This is a genomic window from Bradyrhizobium sp. CCBAU 51753 (assembly GCF_015291565.1).
GTDB lineage: Bacteria > Pseudomonadota > Alphaproteobacteria > Rhizobiales > Xanthobacteraceae > Bradyrhizobium > Bradyrhizobium ivorense.
On sequence record NZ_CP030037.1, the window covers coordinates 6,535,298 to 6,550,919 of the forward strand.

The 15,622-nt window shown below is 63.7% G+C and carries 13 protein-coding genes; 5 read left to right on the forward strand and 8 right to left on the reverse strand.

Features of this window, described 5'->3' with window-relative positions:
* Positions 1–83: 83 nt before the first annotated feature.
* Both XH93_RS30000 and XH93_RS30005 read right to left on the reverse strand, forming a co-directional pair.
* Complete coding sequence (locus tag XH93_RS30000; protein WP_139863114.1) at positions 84–374, reverse strand: hypothetical protein; 291 nt, start codon at positions 372–374, stop codon at positions 84–86.
* Positions 375–423: 49 nt separating this feature from the next.
* Entirely contained in the window at positions 424–675 is a 252-nt protein-coding gene (locus XH93_RS30005) for a hypothetical protein (protein WP_194470234.1), read from the reverse strand.
* 65 nt (positions 676–740) lie between these two features.
* Between XH93_RS30005 and XH93_RS30010 the strand changes: the two genes are divergently transcribed.
* Positions 741–971 (forward strand): hypothetical protein, encoded by a 231-nt coding sequence (locus tag XH93_RS30010; RefSeq protein WP_194470235.1) that lies wholly within the window; start codon positions 741–743, stop codon positions 969–971.
* Here XH93_RS30010 and XH93_RS30015 read toward each other — a convergent pair.
* The 3 genes from XH93_RS30015 to rpoH form a co-directional block, all read right to left on the reverse strand.
* Entirely contained in the window at positions 968–2,233 is a 1,266-nt protein-coding gene (locus XH93_RS30015) for an efflux RND transporter periplasmic adaptor subunit (protein WP_194470236.1), read from the reverse strand. The two genes, XH93_RS30010 and XH93_RS30015, sit on opposite strands and share 4 nt — an antisense overlap.
* A complete protein-coding gene (locus XH93_RS30020) occupies positions 2,230–5,412 on the reverse strand; it encodes an efflux RND transporter permease subunit (RefSeq protein WP_194470237.1) in 3,183 nt (1,060 codons plus the stop codon). Before XH93_RS30020 ends, XH93_RS30015 begins: the two co-directional genes overlap by 4 nt.
* Before the next feature lie 213 nt (positions 5,413–5,625).
* Entirely contained in the window at positions 5,626–6,543 is a 918-nt protein-coding gene (gene rpoH, locus XH93_RS30025; protein ID WP_194470238.1) for an RNA polymerase sigma factor RpoH, read from the reverse strand.
* A 326-nt stretch (positions 6,544–6,869) separates the two neighbouring features.
* On the opposite strand from rpoH, the gene XH93_RS43145 reads away from it, so the two are divergent.
* The gene (locus tag XH93_RS43145) at positions 6,870–7,499 is read left to right on the forward strand and encodes a helix-turn-helix domain-containing protein (protein WP_194470239.1); all 630 of its coding nucleotides are present in this window, start codon (positions 6,870–6,872) and stop codon (positions 7,497–7,499) included.
* Positions 7,500–7,529: 30 nt separating this feature from the next.
* Here XH93_RS43145 and XH93_RS30035 read toward each other — a convergent pair whose 3' ends face one another.
* On the reverse strand, positions 7,530–9,851 hold the full coding sequence (locus XH93_RS30035) for an FdhF/YdeP family oxidoreductase (RefSeq protein WP_194470240.1): 2,322 nt from the start codon (positions 9,849–9,851) through the stop codon (positions 7,530–7,532).
* Positions 9,852–10,071: 220 nt separating this feature from the next.
* Between XH93_RS30035 and XH93_RS30040 the strand changes: the two genes are divergently transcribed.
* Complete coding sequence (locus tag XH93_RS30040) at positions 10,072–11,319, forward strand: oxalate decarboxylase family bicupin (RefSeq protein ID WP_210340407.1); 1,248 nt, start codon at positions 10,072–10,074, stop codon at positions 11,317–11,319.
* A gap of 75 nt (positions 11,320–11,394) precedes the next feature.
* On the opposite strand, the gene XH93_RS30045 is transcribed toward XH93_RS30040, so the two are convergent.
* Positions 11,395–12,303 carry a LysR substrate-binding domain-containing protein gene (locus tag XH93_RS30045; RefSeq protein ID WP_194470242.1) on the reverse strand — a complete coding sequence of 303 codons (909 nt, stop codon included), beginning with the start codon at positions 12,301–12,303 and terminating at the stop codon, positions 11,395–11,397.
* A gap of 423 nt (positions 12,304–12,726) precedes the next feature.
* On the opposite strand from XH93_RS30045, the gene XH93_RS30050 reads away from it, so the two are divergent.
* The gene (locus XH93_RS30050; RefSeq protein WP_194470243.1) at positions 12,727–14,190 is read left to right on the forward strand and encodes a catalase; all 1,464 of its coding nucleotides are present in this window, start codon (positions 12,727–12,729) and stop codon (positions 14,188–14,190) included.
* A 378-nt stretch (positions 14,191–14,568) separates the two neighbouring features.
* Complete coding sequence (locus XH93_RS42805) at positions 14,569–14,697, forward strand: hypothetical protein (protein WP_256436490.1); 129 nt, start codon at positions 14,569–14,571, stop codon at positions 14,695–14,697.
* A gap of 214 nt (positions 14,698–14,911) precedes the next feature.
* Here XH93_RS42805 and XH93_RS30055 read toward each other — a convergent pair whose 3' ends face one another.
* Positions 14,912–15,409, reverse strand: coding sequence for a hypothetical protein (locus tag XH93_RS30055; RefSeq protein ID WP_139485500.1), 498 nt, complete (start codon positions 15,407–15,409; stop codon positions 14,912–14,914).
* Positions 15,410–15,622 lie beyond the last annotated feature (213 nt).

Below are 15,622 nucleotides of genomic sequence, written 5' to 3' on the forward strand. Positions count from 1 at the left end.
CGCAGACTCGTGATGCGGTATTATCTGACGGCCGGATGCCAGGACCGGATGTCAAGACCGCAAGCCGGGGCTTGCCGGGTTGCTCAGCAACCGCGGCAGATCGATCCCTCGAGCATCTTTTGCAGCCGCGCGTCGTCCCGATCGATCGCGGGGTTGGTGCCGAGCGGCGGCCCTTTCATCGGATGGCCGTTGCCGAAATCGGATCCTGGCAGCGCCGTGCCCAGAGAATTCGTTCCCGGCCTCGCCGCGCTGGTCCCCAGCGCACCGCCCATCGACATATGTGATCCCATGCCGCCCATGCCCCCTCGGGCAAACGCGGCCGTGCCCGACAGGGCGAGGCTGGCGACGACGCAGAGAACAGAGAGACCTTTCATGCTTCACACTCCACATGTTGAGTTGTCTTGAAGCGGGATGCCGGAGCTCTCAGCAAATCTGAGCGTCATCGCCATGGTCGCAGACTCCGCCCGGCTGATCGGTCGGCGCTTCGGAATGCGCGCTCACGGACGGTGCGGGAATCCAGAGACGTCCGCCGAAGCAGCGCTCCACCGCGGAGAGGCCGTTAGCGGTTCGCGCCGCAATGCCGCGCGCGGCTGTACAGTTTTCGCGGGCGCTGACCGGCGCCGCAAAAGCGGCGGCAGCGATCAGCCCTGCAGACAACAGCTTGAATGTCGTCATCACACTTCTCCCTTGCAGATGACAGGCCAAGAACACTTGGCTCTGCAGGAGAGGTGCGCACTGGCATGACCGATCCAAATGCAACCCTGGTCACGGCCGCTCAATGCGCGGTGATCGTCATGGCCGGCGATGCACTCGCCGCGCGGCCGCGCATCGGCCGCGGTCTAAAGCGCGATGAGATTAGGTTGAATCATCATCGCGCTTTAGCTCTTTGTTTGGGCATGATCTCCGCGCAAACGCGTTCCGCGTTTGTCGCGAGGGAAAACCGTTTCACACTTTTCCGGATCATGCTCTAGGTCGTCTGCGGCTTGCCGACGGCAACCCTGCTGTTCTCAGCCAGATTCAGCATCGGGTTGAGAATGACCTGGTCGCCCGGCTTGACGCCATCATGCACCTCGACCTCGGTGCCGAAATCACGCGCGATTGAAATCTTCTGCAGATGAACACGGCCCTCGCGTACCACCGCCACATGCAGTCCGTTCGCATCGAACACGACGGCGTCGGCCGGCACGATCATCGACGGCGTCCTCTGCGGGATGAACAGTTCGACGGTGCAATAGATGCCCGGTTGCAGCGCGCCGTCCGGATTGGGCACGTCGATCTCGGTCAGCAAGGTCCGGCTGCCGGGCTGCAGCGCGGTCGCGATGCGCGTCACCTTGCCCGGGAACGCCCGGTCGGGGATTTCGGGCACACGCACGACGGCGTCGACGCCCGGCGCCACGCCGAACGCCTCGTCCTGCGGCACGAACACCTGGGTGCGGATCACGTTGGCGCGCATCAGCGTGAACATGAAGGTCGATCCGGACTGCACCAGGCTGCCATTATCGACATTGCGCTGGGTGATCACGCCGTCGAACGGCGCCACCACGCGCTGGTAGGCCTTCTGCTGCTCGAGCACCTTGATCTGGGCCTCCTGCACCGCAATGTTGGACAGCGCCGCGCCCTCCGCGGCCTGCTGTGCCCGCAGCGTCAAGCGATCGTTGTCGCCCTGCTGTGCGGTCAACCATCCCTGCTTGACCAGCTTGCTGTCGCGCGCATTGGTTACTTCGGCGAGCTCGCGGCTGGCCTGGGTCTGGTGCAGGGTCCCCTGGCTCTGCGCCAGCGCGGCCTGCGCCTCGGCGATCTGATGATCGACCTCGGGTGCAACGATTTCGGCGAGCAGTTGCCCCGCCTTGACGTGATCGCCGATGTCGACGTAGCGCTTCTCGATATAGCCGCTGGTCCGGGCAAAAATGTTGGCGGCCTCGAATGCCGCCGTGGTGGCCGGCAAGCTGACCTGCATCTTGCTGGCGCTGGCGCGGACGGTGGCGACCTGCACCTCCGGCACCATGTCACGCGCCTCCCGGGCCGTGGCGGCGACCGCGCGCCCGGCCTCGTAGTGACGCCAGCCGCCGGTACCAAGGCCGGCGGCGAGCAACAACAGCACGGTCGCGCCGAGCACCGGTCCACCATATCGGCGCGGCGGCTCTCCTTCCGTCCGCAACAACGGCGCGCCGGAGCCGGATTGGCGATCAGGCACCTGCGTGATGTCGTCAGGTCGTAGCTCGATCTCGGTCATTGCTGCACTTCCTCGAATACACCATGGTGCGGCTTGCCGTCATTTCCCTTGCGCAGCATGGCAAACAGATAGGGCACGACGAGCAGCGTCGTCGGCGTTGCGAACAGCAATCCGCCGATCACGGCCCGTGCAAGCGCCGCGTTCTGCTCCTCGCCGGCGCCGCCGATCGCCATCGGGATCATGCCGACGATCATCGCCGCGGCCGTCATCAGCACCGGACGAATCCGGGTGTGGCCGGCGCTCAATGCCGCCTCGAAGGCCGAGTGTCCCTTCAGCTGCTGCTCGCGCGCGAACGTCACCAGCAGGATCGAATTGGCGGAGGCGACACCGACCGACATGATCGCCCCCATCAAGGACGGCACGTTCAGCGTCGTGCCGGTGATGAACAGCATGGTGACGATGCCGCAGAGCGTCGCCGGCAGCGCCAGGATCACCACGAAGGGATCGCCAAAATTCTGATAGTTCACGACCATCAGGAGATAGACAAACACCGCCGCGAACACGAGGCCGATGCCGAGATCGCGGAAGGAATCGTTCATGCTCTGGATCTGGCCGATGACCTGGATCGAATTGCCCGGCTTCAGGCCCTTCTGCAGCTCGGTCGTGACCTTCTGGATGTCGGCGGCGACGCTGCCGAGGTCGCGGCCCTGCACGCTGGCGTAGACGTCGAACACCGGCTGGATGTTGCTCTGGTTGGTGTTGGTCGGCACCGTATCGCGCTTGAAGGTCGCGACATTGCTGAGCATGCCGGGCACGGTCTGACCGCTGGCCGCGAGCGAGGTGGACACCGGCGTGTTGGCCAGCGCGTTCAGCGAGTTGACCTTGTACTCCGGTGTCTGCACCGCGAGGTAGTACGGAATTCCAGAGGCAGGGTCAGTCCAGAAATTCGGCGACACCTGCACCGACGAGCTGAGGCTGACATTGACATTGGTCGCCACCGTGCTTGCGTTCAAGCCGAGCTGGGCCGCGCGGGTCCGGTCGATGTCGGCAAAGAAATCCGGGCCGTCGACCTCCTGCTGGAGATGGGCATCGACGATTCCGGGAATGGCGCTGAGCCGCTTCCGGAGCTGCTGCGCCACCGACAAATTGTTGGTCCCGTAGCCGACGGTGCGGACGTCGATCTGCGCCGGCAGGCCGAAGTTGAGGATTTGTGTGACGATATCCGCCGCCTGGAAGTAGAAGGTGTCCTCGGGAAAGGCCTGCGGCAGCACCTGACGCAGCGTCCTGATGTAATCGGCGGTCGGCTTGTGGCCGTCCTTGAGCGAGACCAGGATCACGCCGTCATTGACGCCGATCGTCGAGCCGTCCGCGAAGGCGAGGTTATAGGCCCGCGCCGGCAGGCCGATATTGTCGACGATGAGCGCACGATCCTTTTCCGGAATCACCTCGCGGATCTTGTCTTCGACCTTCTGGAAGATCGCCTCCGTGCTCTCGATCCGGGTCCCCGCCGGCGCACGGACGTGAAGCTGGATCTGCCCGCCGTCGATCAGCGGGAAGAAGTCGCGCCCCACCAGGCTCAGCATCGTCACACCGAGGCCAAGGATCAGCAACGCAGCGATCGGCACGATGGCCTTGCGCCGCAGCAGCAGGACCAGCAGCGTGGCGTAGCCGTCGCGCAGCCGCTCGAAGCCGCGCTCGAACGCCGCCGAGATTCGCCCGAACAGGCCAATTGGGACCTCGCCGTGGGCGTGAGGGCGCTCGCTTTTGAGGAGCAGTCCGATGGTGATCGGCGTCAGGGTTCTGGACAGGCCGTAGGAGGCCAGCATCGCGAACACCACGGCGAGCCCGAGCGGCGTGAACAGGTACTTGGCCGGCCCCTCGAGAAACACCACGGATGTGAACACGCAGCTGATGGCAAGCGTCGACACCAGGGTCGGCACCGCGATCTCGGCCGCGCCGTGCAACGTGGCGTCCGCCAGCGACATCCCCTCCTCGGTCCACAGCCGATGGGTATTCTCGATCGTCACGGTCGAGTCGTCGACCAGGATGCCGACCGCCAGCGCGAGGCCGCCCAGCGTCATCGTGTTCAGCGTCTCGCCGAGGAAGTAGAGCACGACAAGCGAGGACAGGATGGCCAGCGGGATCGAGATCATGACCACCAGCGTCGACCGCCACGATCCCAGGAACAGCAGGATCATCATCGCGGTCAATCCCGCGGCGATGGCGCCCTCGCGGAGCACGCCGTTCACCGAGTTGGTCACGAACACCGACTGATCGAACAGCTCGGTGATCTTGAGCCCCGCCGGGGCGGCGGCGCGCACCGCGGTCAGCGCCTTCTTGACTCCGTTGACCACGGCCAGCGTCGACGCATTGCCGTTCTTGATGATGCTGAGCAGCACCGAACGCCGGCCGTCCTCTCGGACGATGTTCTGCTGCACCATCGATCCGTCCCGCACCTGTGCTACGTCCTTGAGCAGAACGGTCGCGCCATTGGCGAACTTGACCGGGATCCTGTTGAGATCGTCGATCGATGACGGCGTCGCATTGGTGCGAACGGTATACTGCAGATCGCCCATTTTCGCGGTTCCAGAGGGAAGCGTCAGGTTCTGCGTGTTGACCGCGTTGACGATGTCGAGCGGCGTCAGCCCGCGGGCCAAGAGCTTGTCGGGATCGATGTCGACCATGATCTGGCGATACTTGCCGCCGGCCGGCGTCGGCAAGGTGACGCCTGGCACCGGCGCGAGCTGCTGGCGGACGCGATAGATGCCGAAATCATAGAGCTGCTGCTCGTTCAGCTTGTCGGACTTCAGGCTGAGCTGCAGCACCGGAACGCTGGACGCGTTGAACTGCACGACGATCGGCGGCTGAATTCCCGGCGGCAACAATGACCGGATCGAGTTGGTGGCCGAGACGATTTGGGCAATAGCGAGGTCGAGGTTGACGTCGGGCTGGAAGTAGATCTTCTGCACCGACAGACCGTTAAGGGTCTGCACCTCCATATTCTTGATGCCGCTGACATTGGAGCTGATCGAATATTGGCTGTAGGTGCTGACGCGCTGTTCCATCTCCGGCGTAGAGAGGCCGGTGTATTGCCAGATCACGGTCACGACCGGGATGCGAATTTCGGGAAAGACATCCGTCGGCATCGACCAGAGCGCGGCGCCGCCGAGGAACAGGATCAGCGCCGCAACGACATAGAACGTGTGCGGAAATCGTAGCGCGAAACGGACAATTCCCATTCCTCAATTCCTGACGGCACGCGGTTGAGCGGAGCTCCCTTGACATGCTGCCGGGGGCCGTCCTGCTCAAGTAAAAACGAATTCAGAGCTTGCGACGTCGCATGACGAAGCTGTTATTCGTCCTGCCTCGTTTTGGCGTCGAGCGGCCGTGATCGACGCTGCTCTCTTGCTCAAGCATGGGTGAGCATCATGCTCGAGCCCCGCGTCGTGCCGTCAGCAGAGCTCCGGCCGCGCCGGAAAACGCTCCGTTGCAGCGGAAACCGTCGCGCGTTTGACCTTGGCGAACGCACTGGTCTCGATCTGACGCACCCGCTCGCTCGAAAGCGACAACTCGCACCCCAGCTCTTCGAGAGTCAATGGCTGCTCCACGAGCCGCCGCGCCTCAAACACGCGTCGCTCACGCGCGGTCAACACATCGAGAGCGGCATGAAGCGCCTTCGATCGCTGCGCCGCTTCGTCATATTCGGCAACGACCGTCTCGGAGTCCGGCGAGCCGTCGGGGAGCATCGCTTCCCATTCCATCGACTGATCCTCGTCGCCGAACCTGACATTCAGCGACAGGTCGCCGTGCAGTCGTGTATCCATTTCGACCACATCGCGTGCGGTGACATCGAGCCGCTCTGCGATGGTCTGGGCCGCTTCCGGCGTGAGCGCGGCTCCTCGACCCGCCAGGGCTCTCATCTCGCTGCGAAGCCGGAAGAACAGCTTCTTCTGGGCCGCGGTCGTGCCGATCTTCACCAGCGACCAGGACCGCAGGATGTAATCATGGATGGTGGCCTTGATCCACCACATGGCATAGCTCGAGAAGCGCGAGCCGCGCCCGGGTTCGAAACGTCCCGCAGCGATCACCAGACCGAGGTTCGCTTCGGCGATCAAGTCGGCGATCGGAAGGCCGTACCCCTTGTATTGGCGCGCTATCTTTGCGGCGAGGCGAAGATGGCTCGTGATCAGCTCATCCGTTGCGCGCTTGTCGCGACGTTCCTGCCAATTGCGCGCGAGCTGCTGCTCGCGACCGGCCTCCAGCAGGTCAAAGCGCCTGATGGCCGCGGAATAGCTGTTGAAGAAATCCGCCGATCGAGGCCCTGTCGCACCAACGACGCTGGCACTCACGACTGCGCTCTGGCTCTGCATCTGCTGCTCCCACATTTGAGGTCCGGCCCCAAGACTGTAGGTCTGCGCGCTGTGGTGAGCCCACTAAATAGAAATTAAGAAATCTGAATTCGCGTTTAGACGGCGGCAGCCTTCCATTCCACCGAAGGCAGCCTTCCATTTCGCCGAATTCGGGCCGCACCGAATCCTAAATCCGTATTTAATTGAGCCTATCCCTCCTGTTGGCCATGTTGGAAGCGGCAGTGATTTGACGATCTCGCGGCAGGCGGCTTGGTGGGATCGCAGGGGCGGATGACCTGGATCGGCCTTGAGCAACGAAACAGCATTGTCCAGCGGGAGCAACTCTGATGTCGGGCGAGACGTGCACACAATCCTCTTCACGCGGCAACCAGGCCGCAGCCGGCGCCTTTATCGCCGATGGCTCGCCAATGCAGCCGCACGGCGATGTCATCCAGCCGTTGTTTCAGGCGTTCCGGCTTGCCGTTCATGATGATCAGCAGCGAGCCGAAGCCCATCAGCTGGCGCCCGCGATCATACAGTTCAACCCGCGCGCCCGGCGCGCCGCTGCATCAGGCGCAGCCGAGACAAGCGACCGGCGAGTCCAGGCCTTGCAGAAATGGCGGCTCAAGCGGGTCGTCGACTATGTCGATCGTCACATCGCGTCGCGGATTACGCTGCTCGATCTGGCTGCGGTCGCAGGGTTGAGCCGGATGCACTTCGCCTCGCAATTCCGGGCCGCAACGGGCCTGCGGCCGCATGAATTTCTGCTGCGCGCGCGGGTGCGGCGAGCCGAGGAGCTGATGCAGGATCCCGCGATGACCTTGCTGGAGATCGCGCTCGCGGTCGGTTTCCAGACCCAGGCCCATTTCACTACCGTCTTCAAACGGTTCACGGGATGCACGCCGCGGCACCGGCGCTTGATGGGCCCGGCGCCGGCGCGGATCCGGCCCGAACCGCAACTTACCGATCATCTCTGAGGATCGAATTCTTGCTGGCTCGCATCTGCTTCATTCCCCGGATTGCCGGCTGTCACCGGATGCGTTGTTCGCGCTGGCGCGCTCGATCCGGACCGGGATGCCCTTGGACGACGGGGTGAAGCTGACGGGATCGTGGGCATAGAGCGGCACCAGCGGATTGGCCTCCGGATAGTAGGCGGCGCAGCAGCCGTCCGGGAACGAATAGCTGACCACGCGGAAATTGCGCACGCGCCGTTCGAGGCCGTCGGTCGATGCCGTCACCAGATCGACCCTGTCGCCGTCCGCGAGGCCGCGCTTCTCCAGCTCGTGCTGGTTCAGAAACACGATGTCGGGCTGGCCATAGACGCCGCGATAGCGGTCGGAGAGCGAGTAGAGCGTCGTGTTGTACTGATCGTGGCTGCGGATGGTGCTCAGCCAGAGCGTCTCGGGATGGGTGTCGCTCGGATCCTCGCCGAGGCCGTCGAACACCAGGAAGTTGGCCTTGCCGCTGGCCGTGGCCCAGATCCGTTCGCGCGCGGTCGAGACAAGGTGGAAGCCGCCGGGCACCCGAACGCGCGCGTTGTACGCCTGGAATATCGGGAACACGTCCTCGATGGCGTCGCGAATGCGATCGTAATCCGCGACGAGTTCGTCCCAATCGACCACCGAGCGCTGCCCGAGCGTTGCCCGCGCCATGCCGGCGACGATCGCCGGCTCGCTCAGCAAATGTTCAGACGCCGGCGGATTGCGGCCGGCCGAGGCATGGACCATCGACATCGAATCTTCCACGGTGATGGATTGCGGCCCGCTCGCCTGCACATCCACCTCGGTGCGGCCGAGGCAGGGCAGGATCAGGGCATCGCGGCCGTGGATCAGGTGACTGCGATTCAGCTTGGTCGAGACGTGGACCGTGAGATCGAGATTCCTGAGCGCCTGCCGCGTCAGCTGCCAGTCGGGAATGGCCGCGGCGAAGTTGCCGCCCATCGCAACAAACACCTTCACCTCGCCGCGAATCATCGCCTCGAGGGCGGTGACGACGTTATGACCATGCGCGCGCGGCGGCTTGAAGCCGAAGCGGCGCTCGAGGCGGTCGAGGAAGTCGGCCGCGGGCGTTTCGGTGATGCCGACGGTGCGGTCGCCCTGAACGTTGGAATGGCCGCGGACCGGACAGATGCCGGCGCCCTCGCGCCCGATGTGGCCGCGCAGCAGAGCGAGGTTGGCCAGCTGCTGGACGTTCTGCGCGCCGCGCCGGTGCTGGGTGATGCCCATGCCGTAGACGATGATGGCGCGCTCGGCGCGCATGTAGATATGCGCGGCATGCTCGATGTCCTCGCGGCTGAGGCCCGAGCACTGCTCGATATCGCGCCACTGCGTCGCCTTCAGGTCCTCCGCGAGGGCCTCCAGGCCGACCGTGTGGCCGTGAATGAAATCCCAGTCCAGCACCGCCGGCTGCTCGAGCGCGCGCGCCGCAGCGTCGCGCTCGACCAGAACCTTCATGATGCCCTTGATGACGGCGACATCGCCGCCGACCCGCACCTGATAGAGCCGGGAGCTGATCTGCGTCGAGCCGAAGGTGGCCATCTCGACCGGGCTCTGCGGCGCCTGAAACCGCTCCAGCGCGCGTTCGCGAAACGGGTTGAACGAGATGATGGGCGCGCCGCGCCGCGCGGCGTCACGCAGATTGGTCATCATGCGCGGGCTGTTGGTGCCCGGGTTCTGGCCGAAAATGAAGATGCAATCGGCCTTGTCGAAATCCTCCAGCAGCACCGTTCCCTTGCCGACGCCGATCGATTGCGGCAGGCCGACGCTGGTGGCCTCGTGGCACATGTTGGAGCAATCGGGAAAGTTGTTGGTACCGTATTCCCGGACGAACAACTGGTAGAGGAAGGCGGCCTCGTTCGAGGTCCTGCCGGAGGTGTAGAACTCCGCCATGTTCGGATCCGGCAGCACCTTGAGATGGCGGCCCACGATCGAGAACGCCTTGCTCCAGCTGACCGGAAGGTAGCGGTCGGTGGCCGCGTCATAGACCATCGGATGCGTGAGGCGGCCCGCCATTTCGAGCTGGTAGTCGGACCAGCCAGACAATTCGGTCACGGTGTGCGCGGCGAAGAACTCGGGCGTGCAGCGCTTGGCGGTCGCCTCCCAGGCCACCGCCTTGGCGCCGTTCTCACAGAACTCGAATGACGAGGTATGTTTCGGATCCGGCCAGGCGCAACCCGGGCAGTCAAAACCTTCGGGCTGGTTCATGCATCCGAGCGTCGCGGCTCCCTTCACGGGGATACGCTGCTCGATCAGGTGCGCGCTGAGGGCCTTGAGCGCGCCCCATCCCCCCGCCGGGTGATGATAGGGACGAATTGCTTTGCGTTCTGACATCGCGTGCGCCTCTGCGGATACCGATGTCTGATCAGCTAGGTCCCTGTTCGGACGATTCTTTTCGAAAACGCCTGATGGCCGCACGTCGAGATCCGCGCAAACGCCGTAGTGCATTCTGGAAAGTCAAACGCCGTTTCATGGTTGGGCCAGTCCGATGCTAGCCTAGCTTGTAGGGAAGCCGCAGTCGGCAACCCCTGCACCTTTGCTTTGGAGCATGATCATGATTTCGAGACGAAACCTGCTGGCTGCATCGGCGGTCGGTGCTGCGATGACGGTGTCCGCTGCCAAGGCCAACTCATTCGGCAATCCCGACCAGCCGGCCGAGGGCGCGATCAATGCAAAGGGCCCCGGAAATCTCCGCGATCCGGGTCCGCAGAACCCGGCGCTCGGCAACCAGTTTCCGTCGGCGCAATCTCCGCCCGCCACCGACGTCGGCGGCATGCCGACGACATGGGCCTCGTTCAACAACGCGCCGAAGCGAATCCAGAACGGCGGATGGGCGCGTCAGGTCACGGTCGAGGACTTCGCGATCGCGAAGGAGATCTCCGGCGTCAACATGCGGCTGACGGCCGGCGGCATCCGCGAGCTGCACTGGCACCAGGCCGCCGAGTGGGCGATCATGACCTATGGCAGCTGCCGCGTCACGGTTCTCGACGCCGAGGGCCACCCCTACGTCGCCGACGTCAAGCAAGGCGATCTCTGGTACTTCCCGGCCGGCGCGCCGCATTCGTTGCAGGGCCTCGGCCCCGATGGCTGCGAATTCGTGATCTGCTTCGACGACGGCCACGCCGACGAGTTCAACACCCTGCTCGTCACCGACTGGTTCGCCCACACCCCGCCGGAAGTGCTGGCCAAGAATTTCGGCGTCCCGGCGGAGAGCTTTGCCAAGATCCCGCTGCACGATCTGTGGATCTTCCAGGGCACCGTGCCCGGCGATCTCGCCGCCGATCGCGCAGCCGTCCAGCAGGACGCGCCGGTCGCGACGCATCCCTTTATCTTCCCGCTCGGCTCATCGCGTCCGGTCAAGTCGTCGGAGACCGGGACCATCCAGGTCGCCGACAGCACCAACTTCATGGCGTCCACCAACGTCGCGGCTGCATTGGTCACGGTGCGGCCCGGCGGCGTGCGCGAGATGCACTGGCACCCCAATGCCGACGAGTGGCAGTACTACATCAAGGGCAAGGCGCGCATGACCGTGTTCGATACCGGCCCCAAGGCGCTGACGACCGATTTCAACGCCGGTGACATCGGCTATGTCAGGCGCAATCTCGGCCACTACGTCGAAAACGTCGGCGACACCGATCTGCAATTCATCGGGGTATTCCGCACCGCGCATTACCAGGAGGTCTCGCTGTCCAACTGGCTCACGCACACGCCGCCGAAGCTCGTGGCCCAGCATCTCAATGTCGACGAGGCCACGATCGCCAAATGGCCGCATAACGCCCCTGGCTTGATGCCGAAGTCCTGAGCCAGCGCGCCCCGCGCGACGATGAACCGGACGGCCGCGAGCAACTCGTTCGCGGCCCGGTGACCGCAAGCGCCGTCAGGTCACGTCGACGTCGATGTCGAACGCGCTCGCGATCTGCCTCAGCCGCTCCGCAAGCGTTGAAAATTCCGATCCGCGCGGATCGCTCCGGCGCCAGGCGAGCCCGACCTTGCGTGAGTAATTCGTGCCGCGGAGGCGGGAATAGACCACCGCATCGCGCTCGGAGACGGCAAGCGCCGGGACCAGCGTGCAGCCCTCTCCGGCGGCAACCATGTATTTCAGCGTTTCCAGACTGGTGGCGAGGCGATTGCTCCGGTCCGGGGCGGAGCAGCCGGCCAGCGCCTGCTCGCGGAGACAGTGCCCCTCCTCCAGCAGCAGACGATCCTGGGCATCGAGCCCTTCCCAGGTCGGCCCACTCTTCCTCGACGCAGGATGGCCCTTGGGACAGGCCAGCAGGAACGGCTCCGAAAACAATGCGACTGTCGCCAGCGCAGGATCATTCAGCGGCAAGGACAGCAGCACGGCGTCGAGATCGCCGTCGATCAGCTTCGGCACGAGTTCACTCGTCAGGCCCTCGCTCAGAATGAGGCCGAGCTTGGGATAGCGCCGCCGCAGCCCCTGCAGGATTCGCGGGAAGAGGTACGGGCCGAGCGTTGAGATCGCCGCCAGGCGCAACGAGCCGCCGAATGGCTCATCGGCGTGCTGGGCCATCGTCAGCAGACGCCGTGCTTCGGCAAGGACCCGGCGGGCTTGTTCGACGAAGGCACGTCCCTCCGTCGTCACGATCACGCGCCGCGTCGTGCGCTCGAAGATCGCGATCCCGAGCCAGGCCTCGAGCTTGCGGACCTGCGCCGACAGCGATGGCTGGGCGACACGGCAATGCTCGGCAGCCCGGACAAAACTGCCGTGGTCCGCGATGGCGACCACGTATTCCAGGTCGCGGAGAGACATCCCGCTCAGGTTCATGCCGCAAGGTCCTCGATTGATAGGCATCATTTATGAAGGCAGATAGGACCTTAGGCCTGATCCATCAATCGGCATTGTCCGGTTTGAGGGAGCCTGGACGTGGCGATGGCCGGGATCGACGGACCTTTGGCCAGGATCGACGGACCTCTCGCGTTGTTGCCCGGCGCCCAGCTCTTTACTTGTCACATCGGACAGCGCGTAGGGAGGCCCATGCATTGACGTCACTGAGATTAAGAGGCACTGCCTCTCAATCGCATAGTACCATTGTCATTCTCCGATCGAATCCGAAGTGACAAGGTCGTCTCCGCCAGCGCGACCGTAAGTCGTAACCCAGACAGGAACGCAAGACGATTTTTAGCGGCATCGCCCTGCGGCGCCGGACAGCGAAGTGCTGCCCATCAACAAGCCAACCAGGAGTCTCGAATGACTGACAAGACCAAACCGCCGTTTTTGACCCACGCCTCGGGCGCGCCGGTGACCGACAACGTTAACATCCTGACCGCGGGGCCGCGCGGGCCGGCGCTGCTGCAGGACGTCTGGCTGATCGAGAAGCTGGCGCACTTCCACCGCGAAGTGATTCCGGAACGGCGCATGCACGCCAAGGGCGCCGGCGCCCACGGCACCTTCACCGTCACCCACGACATCACGCGTTACACCAAGGCCAGCATCTTTTCGAAGATCGGCAAGCAGACACCGATGTTCGCGCGGTTCTCGACCGTGGCCGGCGAGCGCGGCGCGGCCGACGCCGAGCGCGACATCCGCGGCTACGCGCTCAAATTCTACACCGATGAAGGCAATTGGGACGTCGTCGGCAACAACACCCCGGTGTTCTTCTTCCGCGATCCCTTGCGCTTCATCGACCTCAACCACGCCATCAAGCGGCATCCGCGCACCGGGATGCGCGATGCCGACATGAACTGGGATTTCTGGACGCTGCTGCCGGAGGCGCTGCACCAGGTCACCATCGTCATGAGCGAGCGCGGCATCCCGAAGAGCTTCCGTCACCAGCACGGCTTCGGCAGCCACACCTACAGCCTGATCAACGCCAATAACGAGCGCGTTTGGGTGAAATTCCATTTCCGCACCCAGCAGGGCGTCGAGAACCTGACCGACGCCGAGGCCGAGGCGCTGGTCGGCAGGGACCGCGAGAGCCACCAGCGCGACCTGTTCGAGAGCATCGAACGCGGTGACTTCCCGCGCTGGACGCTGTTCATCCAGGTGATGACGGACGAGCAGGCGACGGCGTTTCCGTTCAATCCGTTCGACCTGACGAAGGTCTGGCCGAAGGCGGATTATCCCCTGATCGAGGTCGGCACCTTCGAGCTCAACCGCAATCCCGAAAACTTCTTCGCCGAGACCGAGCAAGCGGCGTTCACGCCGGCCAATGTCGTGCCCGGCATCGGCTATTCGCCCGACAAGATGCTGCAGGCCCGCCTGTTCTCCTATGGCGACGCGCAGCGCTACCGGCTCGGCGTCAACCATCACCAGATCCCGATCAACGCGCCGAAATGCCCGTTCCACAGCTTTCACCGCGACGGCGCGATGCGCACCGACGGCAATCTGGGCGCCACCTTGAGCTACTGGCCGAACAGCCACGGCGAATGGACCGACCAGCCGCAGATGAACGAGCCGCCGCTCGAGATCACCGGCGCCGCCGCGCATTGGGATCATCGCGTCGACGACGATCATTGGCAGCAGCCGGGCGACCTGTTCCGCAAGATGAATGCCGCACAGAAGCAGGCGTTGTTCGACAACACCGCGCGCCAGGTCGGCAAGGCGGCCCGGCACATCCAGGAGCGCCACGTGGCGAACTGCAGCAAGGCCGATCCGGCCTACGGCAAGGGCGTTGCCGACGCCCTCGCCCGGTTCGCCGCCGGCAAGCTCTAGGCGGCCAACTCCCTCAAGCACAAGACCCGCGCCGGATCGGCGCGGGTGACGTGGCGAAACTCCCCGCCGCAGTTGGGCGCTGGCAAAATGCCGAAAAACAACCCCATGCAAAGTAGCCGGCGGCTGCCGGCGCGCGACAAGGCACTTGACACGTCGGGCAACTCAGGGGTAATTTTCCAAAATTCCGAAATTGCGCATCTCCTCGCCCGCAGCACGGCGGGACGAATTCAGGTCGGCCGGGCGTGCCCAGGGCGGCAGCGGCTTACATTTCCGTTCCCTTCGCCATCGGAATGTCGGCTGTAGCGGCAGGGAACACCCATCGGTTGGAACGTCGTTCGAACCTGTCCGTTGATCAAATGGCTTATTGGAGAGCCATCTATGCAAGACGGTTACGGTATTTCTCGCGACGCGGAGTTCTGGTTGGCTGCTGCAGTCAGCTGCGCGCCCGCGTTGCTGATTGCCGCGATGATGATTGCATCGCTTATTCACCCCCAGTTCCCGGGCTGATTCGTGAACCAATTCGCAAAGCTGCGAGTAACGGGCAAAGTGCTACAGATGGTGGCAGGAGCAGCCGTTCTGTTGGCGCTGTTGTTCATGGGTTTCGTATTTGGCGCAATATAGCGCTTCGGGGCACGAGTGTATCGGCGGACAGCGAGATCGCGGGATTGCTATCTTCTCGCCGAGATCGAAGGCCCCTCGGATTGGCGCCTAACAGTCGTGTTCAAGACCGCCGAAACGCCACCGCAGCGGATTTCTTCATCTCACTCACATACTGGCGGGCAGCCTTGCTTATTGCACGAATGACTTGCCAAGCCTCGGTGGCTTCCAGCCATGCCTTGGCTTCGCGGAATTTTGTGTACGCCCAGAGAAACGCTGGAATCTTCATAAGCTTATCCCGGGTGAGGCTGAATAGACGCTCGACCAGCACAAGCTTGAGAAGTTCACCGACGATCAACGTCACAACGCTACTGACCATCTGACCAGTGGCAGCCAGATAAGCCGCCACGGGTTTGACCGGCTCCAGAATGATCACGGGTACCGAAAACAGCGCCAGCGACGGATAGGGCCGCAACGACCTGATCCACACGCGCAATCGCCTCAACACGACGTGCCTTGCAAGCCAGTCCGAGATCGGCTTGGCGATGGCCATGAAAGCCGCATCCACCAAAAAATACAGAGTGGCCAGAACATAAGTGACCGGTTTCAGGATCCGCTTCACTGGCAATTCTCCTAGCCGATGCAACCCGTAAGAGTTCGAAATGGTTTCGCTTTTCCTCCAAGCATTTTTTGACCTTAGCGATGGATCTCCGGTCCTCCGCCCGCTAGCTGTCCTTTTCTCCAGCCATGCAGCATGGTCGCGGCCAGTCGACCCGAGTTTACGACCGCAGAACCTACGGATTCAAGGGTGCTCCAACCGAGCACGATGGTTGTT